The 18,899-nt window shown below is 72.3% G+C and carries 19 protein-coding genes; 14 read left to right on the plus strand and 5 right to left on the minus strand.

Annotation, left to right across the window (positions count from 1 at the left end):
* Positions 1-28: 28 nt before the first annotated feature.
* Genes ACFV9T_RS00090 through ACFV9T_RS00125 form a run of 8 tightly spaced genes read left to right on the plus strand, consistent with a single transcriptional unit; the run spans position 29 to position 10,656 of the window.
* Complete coding sequence (locus tag ACFV9T_RS00090; RefSeq protein WP_385435788.1) at positions 29-1,243, plus strand: glycosyltransferase family 4 protein; 1,215 nt, start codon at positions 29-31, stop codon at positions 1,241-1,243.
* A gap of 5 nt (positions 1,244-1,248) precedes the next feature.
* Positions 1,249-1,977, plus strand: coding sequence for a class I SAM-dependent methyltransferase (locus ACFV9T_RS00095; protein ID WP_385436118.1), 729 nt, complete (start codon positions 1,249-1,251; stop codon positions 1,975-1,977).
* The gene (locus ACFV9T_RS00100) at positions 1,974-6,821 is read left to right on the plus strand and encodes an alpha-(1->3)-arabinofuranosyltransferase family protein (RefSeq protein ID WP_385435789.1); all 4,848 of its coding nucleotides are present in this window, start codon (positions 1,974-1,976) and stop codon (positions 6,819-6,821) included. The genes ACFV9T_RS00095 and ACFV9T_RS00100 overlap by 4 nt, the downstream gene beginning before the upstream one ends.
* The gene (locus ACFV9T_RS00105) at positions 6,818-8,179 is read left to right on the plus strand and encodes a condensation protein (protein WP_385435790.1); all 1,362 of its coding nucleotides are present in this window, start codon (positions 6,818-6,820) and stop codon (positions 8,177-8,179) included. Before ACFV9T_RS00100 ends, ACFV9T_RS00105 begins: the two co-directional genes overlap by 4 nt.
* The gene (locus tag ACFV9T_RS00110; protein ID WP_385435791.1) at positions 8,176-8,922 is read left to right on the plus strand and encodes a class I SAM-dependent methyltransferase; all 747 of its coding nucleotides are present in this window, start codon (positions 8,176-8,178) and stop codon (positions 8,920-8,922) included. Before ACFV9T_RS00105 ends, ACFV9T_RS00110 begins: the two co-directional genes overlap by 4 nt.
* Positions 8,907-9,821 (plus strand): hypothetical protein, encoded by a 915-nt coding sequence (locus ACFV9T_RS00115; RefSeq protein WP_385435792.1) that lies wholly within the window; start codon positions 8,907-8,909, stop codon positions 9,819-9,821. The genes ACFV9T_RS00110 and ACFV9T_RS00115 overlap by 16 nt, the downstream gene beginning before the upstream one ends.
* Positions 9,818-10,027: a Trm112 family protein gene (locus ACFV9T_RS00120; protein WP_385435793.1), complete on the plus strand. Its 210-nt coding sequence runs from the start codon at positions 9,818-9,820 to the stop codon at positions 10,025-10,027. The genes ACFV9T_RS00115 and ACFV9T_RS00120 overlap by 4 nt, the downstream gene beginning before the upstream one ends.
* Positions 10,028-10,053: 26 nt before the next feature.
* On the plus strand, positions 10,054-10,656 hold the full coding sequence (locus ACFV9T_RS00125) for a hypothetical protein (protein WP_385435794.1): 603 nt from the start codon (positions 10,054-10,056) through the stop codon (positions 10,654-10,656).
* On the opposite strand, the gene ACFV9T_RS00130 is transcribed toward ACFV9T_RS00125, so the two are convergent.
* Positions 10,631-11,056 (minus strand): OsmC family protein, encoded by a 426-nt coding sequence (locus ACFV9T_RS00130; protein WP_385435795.1) that lies wholly within the window; start codon positions 11,054-11,056, stop codon positions 10,631-10,633. The two genes, ACFV9T_RS00125 and ACFV9T_RS00130, sit on opposite strands and share 26 nt — an antisense overlap.
* A 280-nt stretch (positions 11,057-11,336) precedes the next feature.
* Between ACFV9T_RS00130 and ACFV9T_RS00135 the strand changes: the two genes are divergently transcribed.
* Complete coding sequence (locus tag ACFV9T_RS00135; RefSeq protein WP_385435796.1) at positions 11,337-12,563, plus strand: RNA-guided endonuclease InsQ/TnpB family protein; 1,227 nt, start codon at positions 11,337-11,339, stop codon at positions 12,561-12,563.
* Here the strand turns inward: ACFV9T_RS00135 and ACFV9T_RS00140 are convergent.
* The 3 genes from ACFV9T_RS00140 to ACFV9T_RS00150 form a co-directional block, all read right to left on the minus strand.
* On the minus strand, positions 12,560-13,165 hold the full coding sequence (locus tag ACFV9T_RS00140; protein WP_385435797.1) for a histidine phosphatase family protein: 606 nt from the start codon (positions 13,163-13,165) through the stop codon (positions 12,560-12,562). The genes ACFV9T_RS00135 and ACFV9T_RS00140 overlap by 4 nt on opposite strands.
* On the minus strand, positions 13,158-13,532 hold the full coding sequence (gene trxA / locus ACFV9T_RS00145; RefSeq protein WP_385435798.1) for a thioredoxin: 375 nt from the start codon (positions 13,530-13,532) through the stop codon (positions 13,158-13,160). Before trxA ends, ACFV9T_RS00140 begins: the two co-directional genes overlap by 8 nt.
* Before the next feature lie 98 nt (positions 13,533-13,630).
* The gene (locus ACFV9T_RS00150) at positions 13,631-14,302 is read right to left on the minus strand and encodes an HAD family hydrolase (protein WP_385435799.1); all 672 of its coding nucleotides are present in this window, start codon (positions 14,300-14,302) and stop codon (positions 13,631-13,633) included.
* Positions 14,303-14,556: 254 nt separating this feature from the next.
* Between ACFV9T_RS00150 and ACFV9T_RS00155 the strand changes: the two genes are divergently transcribed.
* The 4 genes from ACFV9T_RS00155 (at position 14,557) to ACFV9T_RS00170 (ending at position 16,681) form a co-directional block, all read left to right on the plus strand.
* Positions 14,557-15,741: a helix-turn-helix domain-containing protein gene (locus ACFV9T_RS00155; RefSeq protein WP_385435800.1), complete on the plus strand. Its 1,185-nt coding sequence runs from the start codon at positions 14,557-14,559 to the stop codon at positions 15,739-15,741.
* A 165-nt stretch (positions 15,742-15,906) separates the two neighbouring features.
* Complete coding sequence (locus ACFV9T_RS00160; protein WP_385435801.1) at positions 15,907-16,269, plus strand: hypothetical protein; 363 nt, start codon at positions 15,907-15,909, stop codon at positions 16,267-16,269.
* Complete coding sequence (locus ACFV9T_RS00165; RefSeq protein WP_385435802.1) at positions 16,269-16,466, plus strand: hypothetical protein; 198 nt, start codon at positions 16,269-16,271, stop codon at positions 16,464-16,466. Before ACFV9T_RS00160 ends, ACFV9T_RS00165 begins: the two co-directional genes overlap by 1 nt.
* Positions 16,463-16,681: a hypothetical protein gene (locus tag ACFV9T_RS00170; protein ID WP_385435803.1), complete on the plus strand. Its 219-nt coding sequence runs from the start codon at positions 16,463-16,465 to the stop codon at positions 16,679-16,681. The genes ACFV9T_RS00165 and ACFV9T_RS00170 overlap by 4 nt, the downstream gene beginning before the upstream one ends.
* On the opposite strand, the gene ACFV9T_RS00175 is transcribed toward ACFV9T_RS00170, so the two are convergent.
* Positions 16,678-17,094: a hypothetical protein gene (locus ACFV9T_RS00175; protein ID WP_385435804.1), complete on the minus strand. Its 417-nt coding sequence runs from the start codon at positions 17,092-17,094 to the stop codon at positions 16,678-16,680. The genes ACFV9T_RS00170 and ACFV9T_RS00175 overlap by 4 nt on opposite strands.
* A 301-nt stretch (positions 17,095-17,395) precedes the next feature.
* Between ACFV9T_RS00175 and ACFV9T_RS00180 the strand changes: the two genes are divergently transcribed.
* Entirely contained in the window at positions 17,396-18,526 is a 1,131-nt protein-coding gene (locus ACFV9T_RS00180) for a methyltransferase domain-containing protein (protein ID WP_385435805.1), read from the plus strand.
* Positions 18,527-18,899 lie beyond the last annotated feature (373 nt).

The following is an 18,899-nucleotide window of genomic DNA, read 5'->3' on the forward strand; positions in this document are numbered from 1 at the left end:
ACCCTGAGGCGAGTTGGAGCACCACGCCATGCCCCAGCACGTACGACCGTCCCCCGCCGCACCCCCCGATGCCACGCCGGAGGCCACCACTCCGCCGGAAAGCATCCCGCACCGGATCGTCTTCCTCGCCCGCCGCGACCTCGGCAATCCGGCGGCCGGTGGCTCCGAGCTGCTGGTGGACCGGATCGCCGAGGGGCTGACCGCCCATGGCCACCAGGTCACCCTGGTGTGCGGCGGGCCCGCCGACGCCCGTGGCTACCAGGTGGTGTCCGCGGGCGGCCACGGGCGCACCCTCGGCGAGCTGGGCCACTTCCTGCGCACCCCGCACACCCTCGCCCACCGGGTCGGCCCCTGCGATCTGCTGGTCGAGGTGTGCAACGGACTGCCCTACCTGGCCCCACTGTGGCACCGGGGACCCACCCTGTGCCTGGTCAACCACGTCCACACCGACCTCTGGAAGCTGCGTTTCCGGGGACCTGCGGCCCGGCTCGGCAGGCGCCTCGAACACTGGGCGCTGGCCGGTACCCACCGTGGCAACCTCATGGTGGCCGTCTCCGACTCCACCGCCGCCGCGCTGCGTTCCCTCGGCGTCGACCGCGAACGGATCCGGGTGGTGCACAACGGCGTCGAGGAGCCGGGGCCACTGCTGCCCGCCTCCCGTGAGCCGGTGTTCCTGGCGATGGGTCGGCTGGTCGAGTACAAGCGCGTCGACCTGCTGCTGCGGTTGTGGGAACGGGTGCGTCCGGTCACCGGCGGGCGGCTCGTCATCGTCGGCGACGGCCCGGAGCGGGCCCGGCTGGAGGCGATGGCCGGTCCCGGGGTCACCTTCACCGGCCATGTCACCGAGGAGGAGAAACACCGGCTGCTGTGCCAGGCGTGGCTGCTGCTGCACCCCTCCCTGATCGAGGGATGGGGCCTGGTGGTGATGGAGGCGGCCACCCGTGGCACCCCCACGCTCGGCTTCGACATCCCCGGGCTGCGCGACTCCGTCGACGACGGGGTGACGGGTGTGCTGGCGCGTGGCGAGAGTTCGTTCGCCGCCGCGTGGTGCGCGCTCGCGCTCGGTACGGAGCGGCGCGAGGCGCTGGGCCGGGCGGCGCGGCTGCGCGCGGAGCGGTTCCGGTGGAGCGCGACCGTACGGGGCTTCCGGGCCGTGGCCGCGGAGGCGTATCTGTCGGCGCCACCACCCCTGCCACCCGTTCCGCCCGTCTCGATGTCGTCGTCCCTCAGACCCTGGCGGTGAGCGGCTTGCGGGACCCGTCGATCCGTCGCTCCGTCGCCCTCTTCCGCGCCTTCATGGCGGAGCAGACCGACCCCGAACACTGCTACCGGCTCCTCGCCCGGGACGCCGCGCAGCAGGTGGCGCGGTACGGCGGGCCGCTGCGCGGGCGGGTGGTGGTCGACGTGGGCGGTGGCAGCGGCCACTTCACCGAGGAGTTCCGCCGCCACGGCGCCCACGCCTATCTCTTCGAACCGGACACCGGCGAGCTGACCTCCCGGGGCCACCCGCCCGCCGGGGCCGTCCTCGCCGACGGGTATCTGCTGCCGCTCGCGGACGGCGTGGCGGACGTCGCGTTCTCCTCCAACGTGCTGGAACACGTGGCCGATCCGTACACCTTCCTCAGCGAGCTGGCGCGGGTCACCCGCCCCGGCGGGCTGATCTACGTCTCGTACACCAACTGGCTCTCCCCCTGGGGCGGCCACGAGTGGGCGCCCTGGCACTATCTGGGCGCCGAGCGGGCCCGCGCCCGCTACCGGCGCCGCACCGGCCGGGCCGCCAAGCACACGCTCGGCGAAAACCTCTTCCCCCTCCACATCGGCCCCGTCCTGCGCCACGTCCGCAGCCGCGCGGACGTGTCCGTGGTCTCGGCACGTTCCCGCTACTGGCCGTTCCTCACCGGGGCGGTCACACGGGTGCCGGGACTGCGGGAGGTCGCGACGTGGAACCTTCTCCTGATCCTTAGGCGGTCGCCATGACCCAGGTCGTCCCGTCCCCGCCCCAGGTGCGCACCCCGCCCGCACCGCCGCCGCCCGCGCCCGGTGAACGGCCGCGCGGGCGGCGCTGGCTGGTCGGGTTCTGGGCCGCCGTCCTAGTCGCGTTCCTCGCGCCCTCGCCCGGCAAGATGTCCTTCGACACCAAACTGCCGGTCGTCCTCGACCCGTTCGGGTTCCTCGCCGACCTCGGCTCGCTGTGGCACGACCGGGCGGGCTTCGGCGGGATCGCGGACCAGTACGTCGGCTACGCGTTCCCGATGCTGCCGTACTACGCGCTCACCCACCTCCTCCACATCCCGGTGTGGTTCGCCGAGCGGCTGTGGATGTCCCTCATCGTGGCGGTGGCGTTCTGGGGCGCGCTGCGGCTGGCGGAGCGGCTGCGCGTCGGGAGCCCGGCGACCCGGCTGCTGGGCGCGGCCGGGTACGCGCTGTGGCCGGTGTTCACCATCGTCGTCGGCTCCACCTCGGCGGCCGCGCTCCCCGGGGCGCTGCTGCCGTGGGTCGTGCTGCCGCTCACCAACCCGGCCAGCCTCCCCCGTATCGCCGCCGCCCGCTCCGCCCTGCTCGTGCCCTGCATGGGCGGTGTCAACGCCGCCTCCACGCTCGCCTCGCTGCTGCCGGTGGCGCTGTATCTGCTCAGCCGCCCCGCCGGGCGGCGGCAGCGGGCGCTGCTGGGGTGGTGGATTCCGGGGGTGCTGCTGGCCACGGCGTGGTGGGTCGTACCGCTGCTGCTGCTCGGGGTGTACGGCGAGAACTTCCTGCCGTACATCGAGCAGGCCGACACCACCACCGCCACCATGGCCGCCACCGAGACGCTGCGCGGCGCGGGCAACTGGGTGGCGTATCTGCACTTCGGCGAGGCGTGGCTGCCCGGCGGCTGGACCGTGGCCGCCTCCGTCGTGGCCGTCCTCGGCTCGGGGCTCGCCGCCGCGCTGGGGCTCGCGGGGCTCGCGCGGCGCGATCTGCCCGAGCGGCGGTGGCTGCTGCTGATCGTGCTCTCCGTCGCGCTGATCACCCTCGCCGGATACGGGGGGACGCTCGGCGGACCGTTCCACGAGACGGTGCAGGGGTGGCTGGACGGGTGGCTGCGGCCGTTCCGCAACATCTACAAGTTCCAGACCGGGCTCGCGCTGGCGCTCGCGCTGGGGCTGATGCATGTGCTCACGGTCGGACGGCGGATCCCCGGCCGCCGTTTCCTCCCCGGTGTGCTGGCGCTGCTGCTCCTCCCGGCGCTCGCGTGGCCGTATCTCAACGGGACGGTGCTCCAGCCGGGCCGCTTCAGCGCGCTGCCCGCCTACTGGGAGAAGACCGCCGACTGGCTCGACGACCACGCCGCGCGGAGCCGCGCCCTCGTCGTCCCCGCCACCGCGCACGGCCTCTACACCTGGGGCAGCCCCATCGACCAGCCGCTCGACGTCCTCGCCCAATCCCGTTGGGCGCAACGGGACTTCGTGCCCTTCGGCACCGCCGGATCACGGCGCGCGATGGACGCGGTCGAGCAGGCGCTGCTGAGTGGCGGCGAGGTGCCGGGGCTACGGGACTTCCTCGCCCGCGCCGGACTGCACGAGGTGGTCGTACGCAACGACCTCGACCCGGACCAGATCGGCTACGTACCGCCGCAGACCGTCGCCCGCACCCTGGAGGCCTCCGGCTACCGCAAGGTCACCGGGTTCGGGCCGCTGATGACCGGTGGCCGGATCGCGGCGAACACCCCGGTGCAGGTGCAGGGGCTGTTCCCGCGCCGCCAGGCCGTCGAGATCTACCGGCCGGAGGGCGTGGCGCGGCCGGGGGCGGTGGGCGCCAAGCCGGTGTCCGCCACGGCCGCCGTCAGCGGTGGTCCCGAGTCGCTGCTGCAACTCTCCGCCGACCCCTCGATGGCCGACCGCCCCACCGTCCTCACCGGCGACCGCCACCCCGGGACCGGCACCCCCGCGCTGCAGGCGGTCGGCGACGGTTTGCGGCGCGCCGACACCCGCTTCGGGCTCGTCAACTCCAACACCTCGTACACGTACACCGCCGACGAACGGAACCCGTCCGGCAGCCTGACGGATCCGGGCGACCCACCGCGCCAGATCCTGCCCACGACGGGCACCCGCCACCAGACGACCGCCACGCTGCGCGGCGCGCTCTCGGTGTCCGCCTCCAGCAGCGGCAACTGGCTGTTCCACCTGCCGCAGTACGACCCCGTCGGCGCCTTCGACGGCAACCCGGAGACGGCGTGGGCCGAGGGCAGCGCGGGCAAGCCGGTGGGGCAGTGGCTGCGGATCGAGTTCGCGCAGACGCTGCGGCTGCCGGACTCCCTCCAGCTGACCCCGCTGCCCGGCGACGGCATGCGCGCCGCGCCCACCTCCGTACGGGTCCAGACCGACACCGGCTCTGCGGACAGCCCGCTCCAGCCGAACGGCACCGCGCAGTCCGTCAAGGTGCCGTCCGGTCCGGCGAAGTGGCTGAAGATCACGATCACTGGCTCGCAGGCGCCCAAGCCGGGGCTGTCGGGGGCCGGTTTCTCCGAGGTGTCCGTGCCCGGCGTACAGGTCACCCGGCTGCTGTCGCTTCCGAACGACGCCGGGCGGAGTGATGCCCCTTCGTCGGCCGAGGTCGTCTCGCTGCACCGGTCCGCCGACCCGGGCGGCCTCTCCCCCGCGTCGGCGGAGGTCGGGCTGCACCGCCAGTTCCGTAGTGGCGGCGGCGGTACGTACTCCATCGCGGGCCAGGCCGTCGCCGTACCCGGTGGCGCGCTCGACGCCCTGCTGGCCCAGGTGGCGCCCGGACAGCGCCCCCGGGTCACCATCACCGCCGACTCCACCAGCCGCACCGGCACCGCGCTCGGCGCGCGCAACCTCATCGACGGCGACATCACGACGGCGTGGATCGCGGGCGACTCGCCCGTGCTGCATCTGCGCTGGCCGGAGAAGAAACGCGTCAGTGAGATCGTCCTCGCGGCGGCGGGCGGGCTCTCCACCCGCCCCGAGGAAATACTCATCAACTCCCCCGACGGCGCCGCCACCGCCGGAGTCGACGCCAACGGCTGGGCCCGCTTCCCCGCCATCACCACCGACCGGCTCGACATCACCATCAGCAAGACCGCGCCGCTGACCCTGCACAACCCGGTCGCCGGGCAGGAGTTGCAGCTCCCGGTCGGGCTGAGCGAGGTCTTCATCCCCGAACTGGGCAGCATGCTGCGCACCACCCCGCCCTCGGCGAAGGCCCGCTTCTCCCTGCCCTGCGGCCAGGGCCCGGCGCTGGCCGTGGACGGCACCCTGCACGCCACGTCCGCCTCCGGCCTGGTCAAGGACCTGGTCGAACGCCGCCCGGTAACGGTCGAGTTGTGCGGCAACGAGGCCAAGGGCAGCAAGCTGCGGCTCGACCCGGGCCGCCACACGGTGGAGGCGGGCGACGCCGGTCCGCTGGCGCTGACCGACGTCACCCTGACCCGCGGCAAGCCCGCCACCGCTGCGTCGGATGTTCGTACCGTCCAGGCGAAGGACTGGTCGGGCGACCGCAGAACGGTCAAGGTCGCCCCCGGCCAGGCCGTCTACCTGCAGACGTACGAGAACCACAACGACGGTTGGAAGGCCACCCTGAACGGCCGCTCGCTGACGTCGTTGCGGGTCGACGGCTGGCAGCAGGCCTTCCTCGTCCCGGCGGGCGAGGGCGGCACGGTCACGCTCACGTACGAACCGTCGACGACGTACTACGCGGGCCTCATCGGCGGCGGGGCGGCGGTCCTGATCCTGGCCGGTCTGGCGTTCGCCCGCCGCCGCGAGGCCTCGGCTCCGGAAACCGATGCGCCTCCGTCACCGGGCTGGATCCTCGGCACGGTGGCCGTCACGGCGGTCATGGTCGCCGTAGCGGGCTGGCTGGCCCTGGCCGTCCCCGCCCTGGCCCTCCTCGCCTGGTACCGCCCCGCCTGGCTGGCCCCCACGGCCCTCGCGGCGATGGCGGCCGCGGCGGTGGTGGCGGCCACGGGCGCGGGCGAACCGGCGGCGGCGAGCGAGGGCGCGTTCAGCGGGGCCGCTCAGGCGCTGGCGATCGTGGCCCTGACGGCGGCGCTGGTGACCGTACCGCCCCGCAGTGGCGCCCCGGCCGGTGCTACCCCGAGCCCCGGCGGGCCACCCCGCCACCTGGCCGATGACGACGCCCCGACCCTGGTCACCCCACCCCTCGGCCACACACCGCCCGCGAGCGGCGATGGCGGGGTGGCGAAGCCACTGCACGACACACCCCCGCACAGCGGCACGACGGCGCCCCCGGGCCCAAGCACGTTCCGGGCCGACGCGGCGGCGGGCGATCCGGCACCGCCCACGTCCGGTGCCCCCGAAGCCACGCCCGCAGGCGGCAGCGAGGCCGAGCGGACGCACGGCCGCGCGACGAAGAGCGCCGGTCAGACCGCACACGCGGACGACAGCGCCCGCGCGCCACGTACGCCCGCACGGGCCACGCCACCGGGCCCCGACCCGACAGCGAGCGGCAGCGACGCAGCGGCGCGGACGCCGCACGACGCGGCAACGGGCAGCGGCACGGCGGCGGCGCACCACACCGGGCAGACTGCACACCCGGACGACGCCACCCACGCGCCACGCACCCCTGGCCGGGCCACGCCACCGGGCTCCGGCACGCCCCGGGCCGACGCGGGGGCGGGCACACCGACACCACCCGCGGCCGATCCGGCACCGCCCACGGCCGGTGCCACCAAAGCCACGCCCACGAGCGGCAGCGAGGCCGTGCTGACGCACCACGACACCGCACCGGGCGACCGCGCCCGCGCGCCACGTACACCCGGCGAGCGGGGCACCCGGCAGGCCGGGGAAGGCGGGGGCCGGTGACTGCGCTTGAGCAAGGGGCCGGTGGCGTAGCCCTGCCCGGGCAGGGCGAGCCGCACCGCGCGCGGCGGATCCCGTTCCCCACCGTCGACGAGATCTCCCGGCACTGTCTGCAGGACGACGAGCCCGAGACCGTGCACATCGAGGTGCATCTCCCGGGGCGGCCCGACCCCGGGCGGTTGCGGGACGCCTTCCGCCAGGCACTGCGGACGCATCCGCGGATTCTGGTGCGGGAGGCGCCCGGGCCGTGGTGGCGGCGGCGGTACGAGTGGGAGGTCACCGACGGGCCGGACGTCGAGCCGGTGAGCTTCTCCCCGTGCGCCACCGACGCCCTCGCCCGGGCCCGGGAACGGGCGCTCGCGGTGTGCCCGCCGCTCACCGCGTCGCCTCCGGTGCGGCTGGAGGTGGTGACCGAGCCGGACCGTACCGGCTGTGTGCTGGTCCTCACCGTCAACCACACCGCGCTCGACGGGCCGTCCTGTCTGCGGGTGCTCGCCACCGCCGCCACCCTGTACGGCGGCGGTGGCGACACCGAGGCCACCCCGGCCCCCGTGGCCGCGCCCGCGCCCGAGCGAGGTGGTGGCGCGCGGGGGCTCGCCCGGCCCGTACGGATCGCCAAGGACACCCACGCGCCCCGCACCGGCAACGCCATGCTGCTCTCCGAGCTGCCCGTACCGCCCCGCACACCCGGCGGCCCCACCGTCAACGACCAACTCCTCGTCGCCACCTGCCTGATGGCGGCCCGCTGGAACGAGCTGCACGGCCGCCCGCCCGCCCCCGTACGGATCACCATGCCCGTGGACGACCGGCCGCGCGGCGCGTCCGAGATGGCCATCGGCAACGGCACCCGGCTCGTGGAGGTCGGCTTCGGAGCCGAGGAGCGGGCGGACGTACGGCTCCTCACCCAGGAAACGCCCGATCCAGCGGCGGTGGCGCGGCTACTGCACCGCACAGCCGCGCGCACCCGGGCGCTGAAGGCCGCGCCGGGGGCGCAGCTGGGGGTGGCGGGGACGCTGCTCACGTTGCCCGCCGTACCGGTCGCCCTGCGGGCGGCGGTGACGCGCACGTTACGGCAGGCGGCCGGGCCGTGGACCTCGACCACGCTGCTGAGCAACATCGGCCGGATTCCGTACGCGCTCGACTTCGGCGAGGCGGGCCGGGCCACCGCCGTGTGGTTCTCGGCCCCGGCCCGGATGCCCCGCGGGCTGACGGTGACGACGGCCTCGACCGGCGGGCGGCTGCATGTGACGCTGCGCTGGTCGCGGGCGTTGCTGGACGACGCGGCGGGGGCGGGGCTCGCGGGCCTCTTCCAGCGCGCGCTGGCCGCCACCGCCCACGCGCACACGAGGGGTACGGCATGAGCCCGGCGCTCCGGGACTTCTACGAGAACCCCGCCGTCCCCGTCGCGTCCGGCCCGGACCGCAGCCGCCGCCAGGCGCGCATGCTCGCCCACGCGCTCGCCACCGAGGGGAACACGGGCGCCGCCACCATCCTCGACATCGGCTGTGGCGACGGCACGGCGGCCGCCACCGCCCTCCCCCTCCTGCGCGGCCACCACCTCATCGGCGTCGACTGGTCGCAGGACGCGCTGCGCCGCGCCGCACTCCGCCTGCCCGCCGTCGTACGGGGCGAACTCACCGACGGTGGAATGCCGTTCGCCGATGGGAGCGCCGACGCGTGCGTGTTCAGCGAGGTGGTCGAGCATCTGGTCGACCCGGACGCGGCGCTGGACGAAATACACCGCGTCCTGCGCCCCGGTGGCCATCTGCTGCTCTCCACCCCCAACCTGGCGGCCTGGTACAACCGTGGGCTGCTGCTGGCCGGGGTGCAGCCGGTGTTCTCCGAGGTCAGCCTGCGTGGCATCCACGGCCGCCCGGGCCGTGAGGTCGTCGGCCACTTGCGGCTGTACACGGCGCGGGCGCTGCGCGGCTTCCTCACCGCGTCCGGTTTCGAGGTGGTACGGCTCGCGGGGGCGCCGTACCACGATGTGCCACGCGTGTTGCGGCCACTGGACCGCGCCGCGTGCCGGGTGCCGTCGCTGGCCTCGATCCTGCTGGTGCACGCGCGGCGGCGGGAGGGCGCGGGCGCATGGGCTGGGGCGTAGGCGTGGTGGCGGCGCTGCTCGCGAACGTCGCGTACAGCACCGGTTTCGTCCTGGAGAAACGCGCCCTGTCCGCGCTGCCGCCCCTGAGCACCACCCGCCCCGCCCGGCTGTTGCGGCTGCTGCTGGGGAGCCCGCTGTGGCTGGCCGGTTCGGCGGCGCTCGCGGCGGGGTTCGCGGCCCAGCTGGTGGTGTACCGGACGTTGCCGATCGCGGCCGCGCAGGGCCTGTTCGTGTCCGGCCTGGTACTGCTCCTGCTGCTCTCCTCCCGGGTGCTCGGCGAGCGGACCAGTGGCCGCGAACGGGCCGGGATCGGGCTGATCCTGTGCGCCCTGGTGATGGTGGTGGCATCGCTACGGGGCGATGGCGACATCGGCCACACCGCCGCCACCGGCACGCTGCTCGCCATCTGCGTCCCGACGCTGGTGGCGGGCGTGCTGCTGTACGGCGCGACGGAGCGTCGCGCCCGCCGCCCGGACGCGTCGGTCACGGGCGTGGAGTACGGGGTGGCGGTCGGACTGCTGTACGGAGTCAGCTCGCTCGCCATCAAGGGCGTGTCCGGGCTGCTGACGACGGACGGTGGCCTCGGCTCCCTGGCGCTCACGCTGCTGCGCGGCCCGTACCCGTATCTGCTGCTGTTCACCGGCGCGGCGGGCCTGGTGCTGTCGCAGACCGCGCTGCAGCGCTGCCGCGCGTCGCTCATCGTGCCGGTGTGCACGACGGTGACCTGCGTGTTCACGGTGGTGTGCGGGACGGTGGCGTTCGGCGAGCCACTGCCGCACGAGCCGTGGCGGCTCGCGCTGCGGCTCGGCGGGACGGCGCTGGCGGTGTGCGTGCTGCTGACGCTCCCCCGCCGCGACGCCGCCCACCCCGATCCGGTACGCGAAGGAAGTGACCGATGACCCCCGACGACCCGATCCTGAAGATCCTGGCCTGCCCCCTCGACAAGGGCCCACTGACCCTGCTGCTGCCCGAGGACGTCCTGTACAACCCCCGGCTGCGCCGCCGCTACCCGATCCTGGACGGCGTCCCGCAGCTGCTCCCGTCGTCAGGGGAGCGGGTCCCGGACGAGGAACACGAACGGCTGGCGAAACGGCTCACTCCCTGACGCTGCTCGTACGCCACGATGTCCGTATGGACACCACGCCCGACGCCTTCCCCACCCCCTTCCCCTTCGTCCTCGTCCTGCTGCGCCGCATGGCCGACTACCAGCCGGGCATGGTCGAGGAGGCGCTGCGCGAACTGGGCCACGAGCGTGCCGTGATGCGCGAGGCCAACCGCCGCTGGCAGGCGATGCAGCGCTCGCCACGGCGGCGCTCCGCCGTCGCCCGCTACCGCTCGGTGCTGGGCCCGCCCGAGACCACCGCGCGGCGCCGGATCGGCGATCTGACGTGCGACGCGCTGAGCTGGCCGGTGCCGCTCTGGCCCGACCTGCGGTTCGAGGTGCTGACGGCGCCGGGCGGGGCGGTGTGGAACGAGTGGCTCGTACGCGCCCCCGGCGCACCCGCGCCCACCCTGCGCACGGCCGCCGACCTCGCCCCCTGGTCCTGCACGGTGGACGACGTGGCGCGCGCGTTCCCGCCCGCGCGCCCGATGGAGGGCTCGGCGCCGACCCGCTCAAGGCTGGCCTTCGACGCCCCTTCCGAAACAGGTGAACTCCGCTACCACGTAGCGGAGTTCACCTGGGGACTGCTGCAGCGGGTGGAGGACGTCAGGCCAGCTTCGCCGTCAGCGTGATGTCCGTACCGGCGAGTGCCTGGCTCACCGGGCAGTTCTTCTTCGCGTCCTCGGCGGCCGCCGTGAACCCGGCCTCGTCAAGACCCTCGACCGTGCCCTCCACGGTGAGGTGGATACCGGTGATGCCGGTACCCGGCTGGAAGGTGACCTCGGCCTGGGTGGTGAGCCGGGTGGGCGGGTTACCGGCCTGGGTCAGGCCGTGCGACAGCGCCATGGAGAAGCAGCTGGAGTGGGCGGCGGCGATCAGCTCCTCGGGGCTGGTCTTGCCGTTCGCCTGCTCGGCCCGCGACGGCCAGGAAACGGGCTGCTCGCCGATCCCGGACGAGTCGAAGGTGACCGTCCCCTGGCCCTCGGCCAGATTGCCCTGCCAGACGGTGTGCGCGGTACGCGTCGTAGCCATGCTCGCTGTTCCCTGCTTCCTGTTCGGTGACGTATACGCCGTCCCGTACGCGGGTGGCGTAGGGGGAATACGGAACTTACCAATCATCTTGTGTGAAAGCCCCAACCCTCAGCCCGGGGATGGAAGGCATCTCAGGGCTGATGTGACCTATGTTCGACGGTGAACATTCCAGGCCGGTACTTGGTCACAAAAACCAAGTGAACGCGCATCGCCGGAACCACATGCCTACCACGGCGACATTCGCCCTCTCGGCCCATGAGACCCACGTACGATCACGTTTGTGCAGCTCCGCTACAACTACCGGGTCTATCCGGACGCCCCGCAGCGTCGTGCGCTGGCGCGTGCCTTCGGATGCGCGCGTGTGGTGTGGAACGATTGCCTGCGCGACCGGGAGGAAGCACAAGCGGCCGGGCGGCCGTATGTGACGTCGGCCGAACTGTCCCGGCGCCGTATCACCCAGGCCAAACGCACCGCCGAGCGCGCCTGGCTGGCCGAGGCACCGGCGATCGCACTCCAGCAGTCTCTGCGCGACCTGGACACCGCCTACAAGAACTTCTTCGACTTCCTCAAGGGCACGCGCAAAGGCCGCAAGGTCGGACCGCCTCGCTATAAGTCGAAGAAGGACACCCGGCAGTCCATCCGCCTGACCGCCAGCGCCTTCTCCCTCCGCGGCAACGGCACGGTGTACGTGGCCAAGGTCGGCGACATCAAGGTGAAGTGGTCCCGGCCGCTGCCGAGCCCGCCCACTTCCCTGACTGTCACCAAAGACTCCGCCGGCCGGTACTTCATGAGCTTCGTGGTGGACACCGAACCGCATGTCCTTCCCGTGCTCGATGCCGAAGTGGGCATCGATCTGGGACTGTCCACCTTCGCTGTGCTGTCCGACGGCACCCGCATCCGCTCCCCGAAGTTCCTGCGCCGCGCGGAGAAGAAACTCAAACGGTTACAGAAAGACCTCAGCCGGAAGGCCAAGGGATCGAAGAACCGGGACAAGGCCCGTGCCCGGGTCGCGCGGCAGCACGCCCGGGTGGCCGACCGGCGCAGGGACTGGCACCACAAAGCCTCCACACAGATCATCCGCGACAACCAAGCGGTGTATGTGGAAGACCTCGCGGTCTCCGGCCTCGCGCGGACCCGGCTGGCCAAGTCCGTCCACGACGCCGGATGGTCGGCGTTCGTGAACATGCTGGAGTACAAGGCAGTCAAGCACGGCAGGTACTTCGGCAAGATCGGACGCTTCGAGCCAACCTCGCAGAAGTGCTCCGTGTGTGGCGTCAAGGACGGCCCCAAACCCCTCCACATCCGCCAATGGACATGCGCCGGATGCGGGACCGTCCACGACCGCGACGACAACGCCTCCCAGAACACCTTGGCCGCCGGACGGGCGGACAGGCTAAACGCCTTGCAGAGCGCAGGTAAGACCAGGACGAAAGTCCCGGCACAGCGCGTTGAAGCAGGAAGCCACCCAGGCGGTCACCCGACCGCGGCAGGAACCCTCGGACTTTAGGCCGAGGAGCACGTCAAGTTCCACGCCAGCAGAGCCGGACGCCCGTGCTCGGTTCCCAGTCGACTGACGGTCGCGGTCTCCAGCCGGAACAGCGCCCCGGCGGCGGGCGGCAGCCCCAGCCGACGGGCGGTGAGCACCCGCAGCACATGCCCGTGCGCCACGAGTACGACATCCTCACCGTCCTCGTCGCGCAACTCGGGCTCGATCCTGGCCAGCACCCGGTCGACCCGCGCCCCGATCTGCTCCGGCGTCTCCCCCGGATGGGCGACATCACCGGGCGCCACCCCATCCGTCCACAGCTCCCACCCGGGCCGCGTCTCATGGATCTCGGCGGTGGTCACGCCCTCATACCCGCCGTAGTCCCATTCCCGCAGCTCAGCCTCGGTGTGCACCTCGGTGAGCCCGGCAAGGCGCGCGGTCTGGGCAGCCCGCCCCAACGGGCTGACCAACGCCAACCCGACCTTCCGCCCCGCCAGCAGCGGCCGCAGCGCCCGGGCCTGCTCCTCACCGCGCGCCGTCAGCGGCAGGTCGGTCCAGCTGGTGTGCTTCCCGGTACGGCTCCACTCGGTCTCGCCGTGCCGGATCAGCACCAGCTCAGCCATCGGCCGCAGGCGTGGCGACGGAGGCCCGTACGGCGTCCATGTCGAGATCCCGCGCCTGCCCGATGACCTCCTCCAACCCCTGCTCGGGCAACGCGCCGGGCTGCGCGAAGACGGCGATGTTGTCGCGCACGATCATCAGCGTGGGGATCGACTGAATGTCGAACGCCGCCGCCAGCTCGGGCTGCGCCTCGGTGTCGACCTTCGCGAAGATCAGATCCGAGTGCCGCTCCGCGGCCTTCTCGTACACCGGCGCGAACATCCGGCAGGGGCCGCACCAGGAGGCCCAGAAGTCGATCAGGACGAAATCGGCGCCCGAGACGATCTCGTCGAAGTTGTCCTTGGTGAGTTCCACAGTGCTCGTGCCCATGCGACCGTAACCCACCCGCCCGCCCTGATATTCCTGCCCCCACCCTCCCGCAGGTCAGCGGCGCCCCCGGGCCTTCGTCGCAGCGGTCTTCGTCGCGCTCAGCCTGCGAGGAGCTTCAGCATCCGCCCGGTGTCGGAAAGATCTTCAACCACTTCGGCAGCCCCAGCGGCCCGCAGCTCCTCCGCGCTGGTACGCCCGGTGGCGACACCGACCACGCGGACGCCCGCACCCAGCCCGCCCCGCACATCGGACGGCGTGTCCCCGACCAACACGGCGAACTCCGCACCTACCCGGGCGCGCCCGAGGGCGGTATGCACCAGCTCCGGGCGCCCCTCCGCGTCCTCGCCGAAGGCGCCGATGGTGAGGTCGACGTACGGATCGAGGCCGAATGCCGCCAGCTTGACCTGAGCTGCGGCGCGGATGTTGCCCGTCACCGCCGTTTGCACCATGCCGTCGCGCGCTGCCAGGGCAGACAGCAACGACGGCGCCCCGGGGAGAGCGCGCCCCCGCTCACGCAGCTCGGCCGCGCGCCGTATGTGGGCGGCTCCGAGCGCCCGGGCGAAGCGCTCGAACAGCTCCCGACTGCCCTCCAGCCCGTGCAACGCCAGCGTCTCCCGGAGGATCACCGGCTCGGTCGACCCGTCGACCCTCGCCTGCTGCCGCATGGGCTGGCCGGTGACCTCCTCGAATGCCTCGGCCCAGACTTCCCGGCCGACGCCGCGGGTATCCACGAGCGTGTGGTCGATGTCCCACAGCACGAGCAGCGACACTGTCCCGCCTTCCGATCGCCGGGTACCGACCCCCGGATACCACCGAGCCCCGCCATCGTGCGAGCCCTGACGGGCTACGGGCCCGCATCGCGGCACCGCACACGCGTACCCCGCGTCTGGCCTCCGGGCCGAGCGAGGGGCGTCCGTCGTGTCAAGGAAGCGCGACGGCCCCCACCGAGATGGGGGCCGTTTAGCCGTACCTGCGGAGCCGACCGCGGGTAGCGTTCTGATGTCAACGCAGAACGGAGTTCAGCATGCCACAGAGCATCGAAGAGCACACCGGTAAGCGAATCGCGCGGGCGCGCAAAACCCGGCACCTGAACCAGCGCGAGCTGGCCGACAAGAGCCACGTCTCGTACAGCACCCTGACCAAAGTCGAGCAGGGTGCCATGCCCGCCAGCCCGTCCGTCATCGGCGCCCTGGCCCGCGCCCTGTCCGTCCCTGTCTCCGAACTCACAGGTCAGCCCTATCTGGACGAGCTGCGCCACGACCAGCTCGACGGCCTGATCCAGCCCATCCGCGAGGCACTGGACGTGTACGACCTCGGCCCCGATCCCGAAGTCGCCCCGCGCGGGCTGGCCGAGCTGCACGCCGACGCCGAGCGCCTGTGCACGCTGGTGCGCGCCACGGACCTGAAGACCGCCGCGGCCGAGCTGCCGACGCTCATTCACGAGGCGACCGCCACGGCGTACGAAGCGGGCAGCGACCAGGCGTGGAAGATCCTGGCCAGCACGTACCGCACGGCGTACGACGTCACGACGAAACTCGGCTACGCGGACTTGTGCACGGTCGCTCTGGACCGGCTGGAGTGGGCGGCTCAGCGCGGCTCCGACGCGGTACTCAGCGGGATGCGCCAGTACATGCGCGCCCTGGTCTACCTGCGGGCCGCCCAGTACGGGACCGGGCAGCGACTGATCCGTTTGGGGATGTCGGCCATGGAGCAGGCCGAGGCCAGCCGGGAACGGGACGTCGTAACTGGCCAGCTCCACCTGGGCGCCGCCGTCCTGTCCGCCCGCAGCAAAGACGGGGATGCCGCCGACAACCACCTGGCCGAGGCCGAGCGCATCGCGAAGCGCACGGGCGAGGCGATCGAAACGCATTGGCTCGCCTTCGGCCCGGCCAACGTGGGCGTCCACAAGGTCAGCACGCTCGCCGAGCGGGACTTGTACCCCGAAGCGGTGGCGGCCTCGAAGGACCTGACGCTGCCGGAGGACTGGCCACCGTCGCGGCTGGCTCATCACCACGCCGAGGTCGCTCGGGCGCAGCTGTGGATGGGCCGCACGAAGGACAGCTTCGGCAGCCTGCAGAAGGCGCGGAAGGTGGCGCCGCAGCAGACGCGGTACCACCCGATGGTGCGGGAGACGTACGCCGGGCTGGCTCATGTACGCAGGAACATGCCGGAGACGTTCACCGGATTCGGAACCTGGCTGGGCGTGTAACGCCCCGTCAATCTCTGGCCGGGGCTATCAATCAGCTCTGATAGTTCCGGCCCTTTCGCGTCGGCACGATGTAACGGTCAGCACACCGTCCGTACACGGAGCCGAACCATGACGACCCGAGCCCGAGCCGACCAATGGGCACCGCCAGCAGGCACCGAAGTTGAGATGATCAAAGTCGGGCCGCACTGGGACATCGTCCGAGCCCCCGCAGACTTAGGGGAACGCGTCCTCGAACAGCTCGGCGACACCTCCGGCGCCGTCATCGCGGACTACGGCCTCATGTACTGGTTCATCCCCTCGGGCCACGCCCAACACTGGGAGCGCCTCCACAGCGGCATCCACGCCCTCGGCGCACATGGCGCCGAGGTCACCTACGTCGGCGTGCCGCCCGCGACCTGGACGCAAGGCCCGCGCCTGCACTGGCGGACCCCGGCGAGCGACGGCCAGTACCTGACCGACCCGCACCGGCTGCGCCTGGCCCTGGCCCGAGCACTCGCCGAGCCCGCCGAGGAGGCGACGGGCCGGTGATGCCCCAGATCTGCGCCCGCTGCCAGAAGACCACCAGGCAGCCGGTCGTCGTCGCGATCGGTCACGGCGGGAGCAGTGGCGGCGGCACGGTCTACGCCTGCCCCGACTGCGCGCCCACGTTCCCGAAGCAGCGCGACCCGTTCGACTGCAGCAGCCGTCTCCTCGACCGCAACGAGCCCGTCAGACGGCAGAAATGACGGCACCCGAGCAGCCGCCCTCACCCACCTGCGGCGCCGAGCCCACCGCTCCGGAGCCCGAGTCGACGGCCTGGAGCCAGTTCCTCGACCACGCCATGGACTGCACCGGCTGCCGGAACGGCCACCGGTGCGCCACCGGGAATGAGCTGCACGACGCGGTGCGGGCGGCCTCGCCCTTGCGGCCCGATAAACCGGGCGGGCCGGTCCTCGCTTAGTTGAGCGCGGCCCGCAGCACCGCCGTGACGTCCATCGCCGGATCGGAGGCCCGGAGGATGCTCATCGCCTGGTCGATCACTCCGCCGCAGGCGTCCGGCGGTGCTACGGCCAGCGCATCCCGCACCCACACCACCACCTCGTCCGGGTCGACCGGCGGAGGCACCTCCCAGGGCAGCGGCCGCTGCTCAGTGGCGTACGCGGCAGCGGGAAGCCCAACCCGCTCGGGATGCACGCACACCGGCACACCAGCCGACGTGAAGCGGTTGCCCGTCTCGGGGTCGAAGGCAGAGTCGCGGGACGGCCGCTCGTGAACGTCGAATCCACCACCGGGGAGCCGCAGACTCGGGCAGATCCCGCACACGGGCCGCTCCCCATCGTTGGAGAAGGGGCTCGCCTCACAGTCCTGTGGCATCTGCGGCCTCCGCCCTTCGCAGCGCAGCCGACTGACGCTCCGAAGCCTAGCGATCCCTGGAGTCACGGGCCGGGTTCAGCGGGCTGATGTAGCCGTGCGAGGTGCCCGAGCACATCGCCGCAGGCGTCCACATGCTGACCTACGCCTTCGGGCTCCAATACGTCGCACTGGACTTCCTCGTTAACCCACAAGGGGACTGGCACTTGGTCGACGTCAACCCCAACGGCCAGTGGGGGTTCGTCCCGGACCTGCGCACGCCCATCACCCGAGCACTCGCTGACCTACGGGAAAGGCCCACCCCATGACCATCACCGACGCACCGTCCGCCGCTGACGAGCTGCGCCGCCACATGGCCGACCACCTGGTGAGCACCGGCTGCATCCGGTCCAAGCCGTGGCGCGCCGCCTTCCTCAGCGTCCCCCGCCACGAGTTCGTCCCCCACTTCACCGTCCGGTCGCAAGGCGTCCTCCACGAGTACAGCCAGGGCGACCCCGCGTGGCTGACCGCGGCGTACCAGGACATCTCCCTCCTGACACAGTTCGACCAGGACGGCACCGCGACCAGCTCCTCCACACAGCCGTCCCTCATGGCGCGGATGCTCGAAGCCCTCGACGTGCGCGACGGGGACACCGTGCTGGAGGTGGGCGCGGGCACCGGCTACAACGCGGCGCTCCTCTCCCACCGCCTCGGGGCCGACCACGTCGTGACGATCGATGTCGACCCCAAGCTGGTGGCCACCGCCAGGGACCGCCTGCGGCAGGCCGGGTACGAGCCCACGCTCGTCGCCGGGGACGGGATGGCCGGTCACCCCGAGCGCGCTCCGTACGATCGGCTGCTGGCGACGTGCGGAGTGCCCAGGATCCCGGCACCCTGGCTGGAGCAACTCCGCCCCGGCGGCATGATCGTGGCCAACGTCGGCTGCGGCATCGCGTGCCTCACGCTCGCCGCCGACCACTCCGCCGACGGCCGTTTCCTCCCCGGCCTGGCGACCTTCATGGCCGCCCGGCCCACCCCTGATGCCATGGGCACCACCGCACAGCGGCTCGTGAAGCCACTGCTGGCCTGGACAGGCCAGACCCGGGAGATCACCATCCCCGCGAGTCTGGACGCAACGGGACCGCAATTCCTCGCCTCGCTGCTGCATCCTCAGGTCGACGACTTCGTCCTGACGAACGACGGCCAGCAGATGCGTTGCCTCTTCGAACCGAGGACCTCCTCATGGGCACGCATCACCATGACCGGGGCCCGCACCGCTCGGCTCGACCACGGCGGCCCCCGAGATCTGTGGACCGAGCGGGAGCCGCTGCTGACCCATTGGCAGGAAACCGGGCGACCGGGCCACGAACGCTACGGCCTCACTGTGGCCCCAGACGGGGCACACACACTGCGGCTGGACGGGCCGAAGAACACGCGCTGGCAACTACCGGACTGAGCAGCCCGGCCCGGCAGAGGCTCTGGGCCCGTCCGCACGTCGCTTCCGCGGCGCCCGGACGGGCTCCCATACCGGTCGCGCCGCTGGCCTACACCAACGCCAGCCGCTCGCGATGGCACCGGTGAAGTGGTTCGGGGTAGTGGGCGACGGTCCGGCCATGCACCATCTCGCCATAGCCAGAGAATAGTCGGACATTGGGTCATCAATTGACCGAAACGGCTACATTGGATATCGCGCGAGAGCTTCACGGAATCGTCAAGCTCAAGATCCGCTCAATCGGGTTCCCGATAAGGAAGTCGGCTAGTACATTCGTAATTGGCCAACACGGGGCGACTTCTGACCAAAGCCGCTCTGGGGGAAAGCTGAAACGGGA

Source organism: Streptomyces sp. NPDC059850 (assembly GCF_042731515.1).
Classification (GTDB): Bacteria; Actinomycetota; Actinomycetes; order Streptomycetales; family Streptomycetaceae; genus Streptomyces.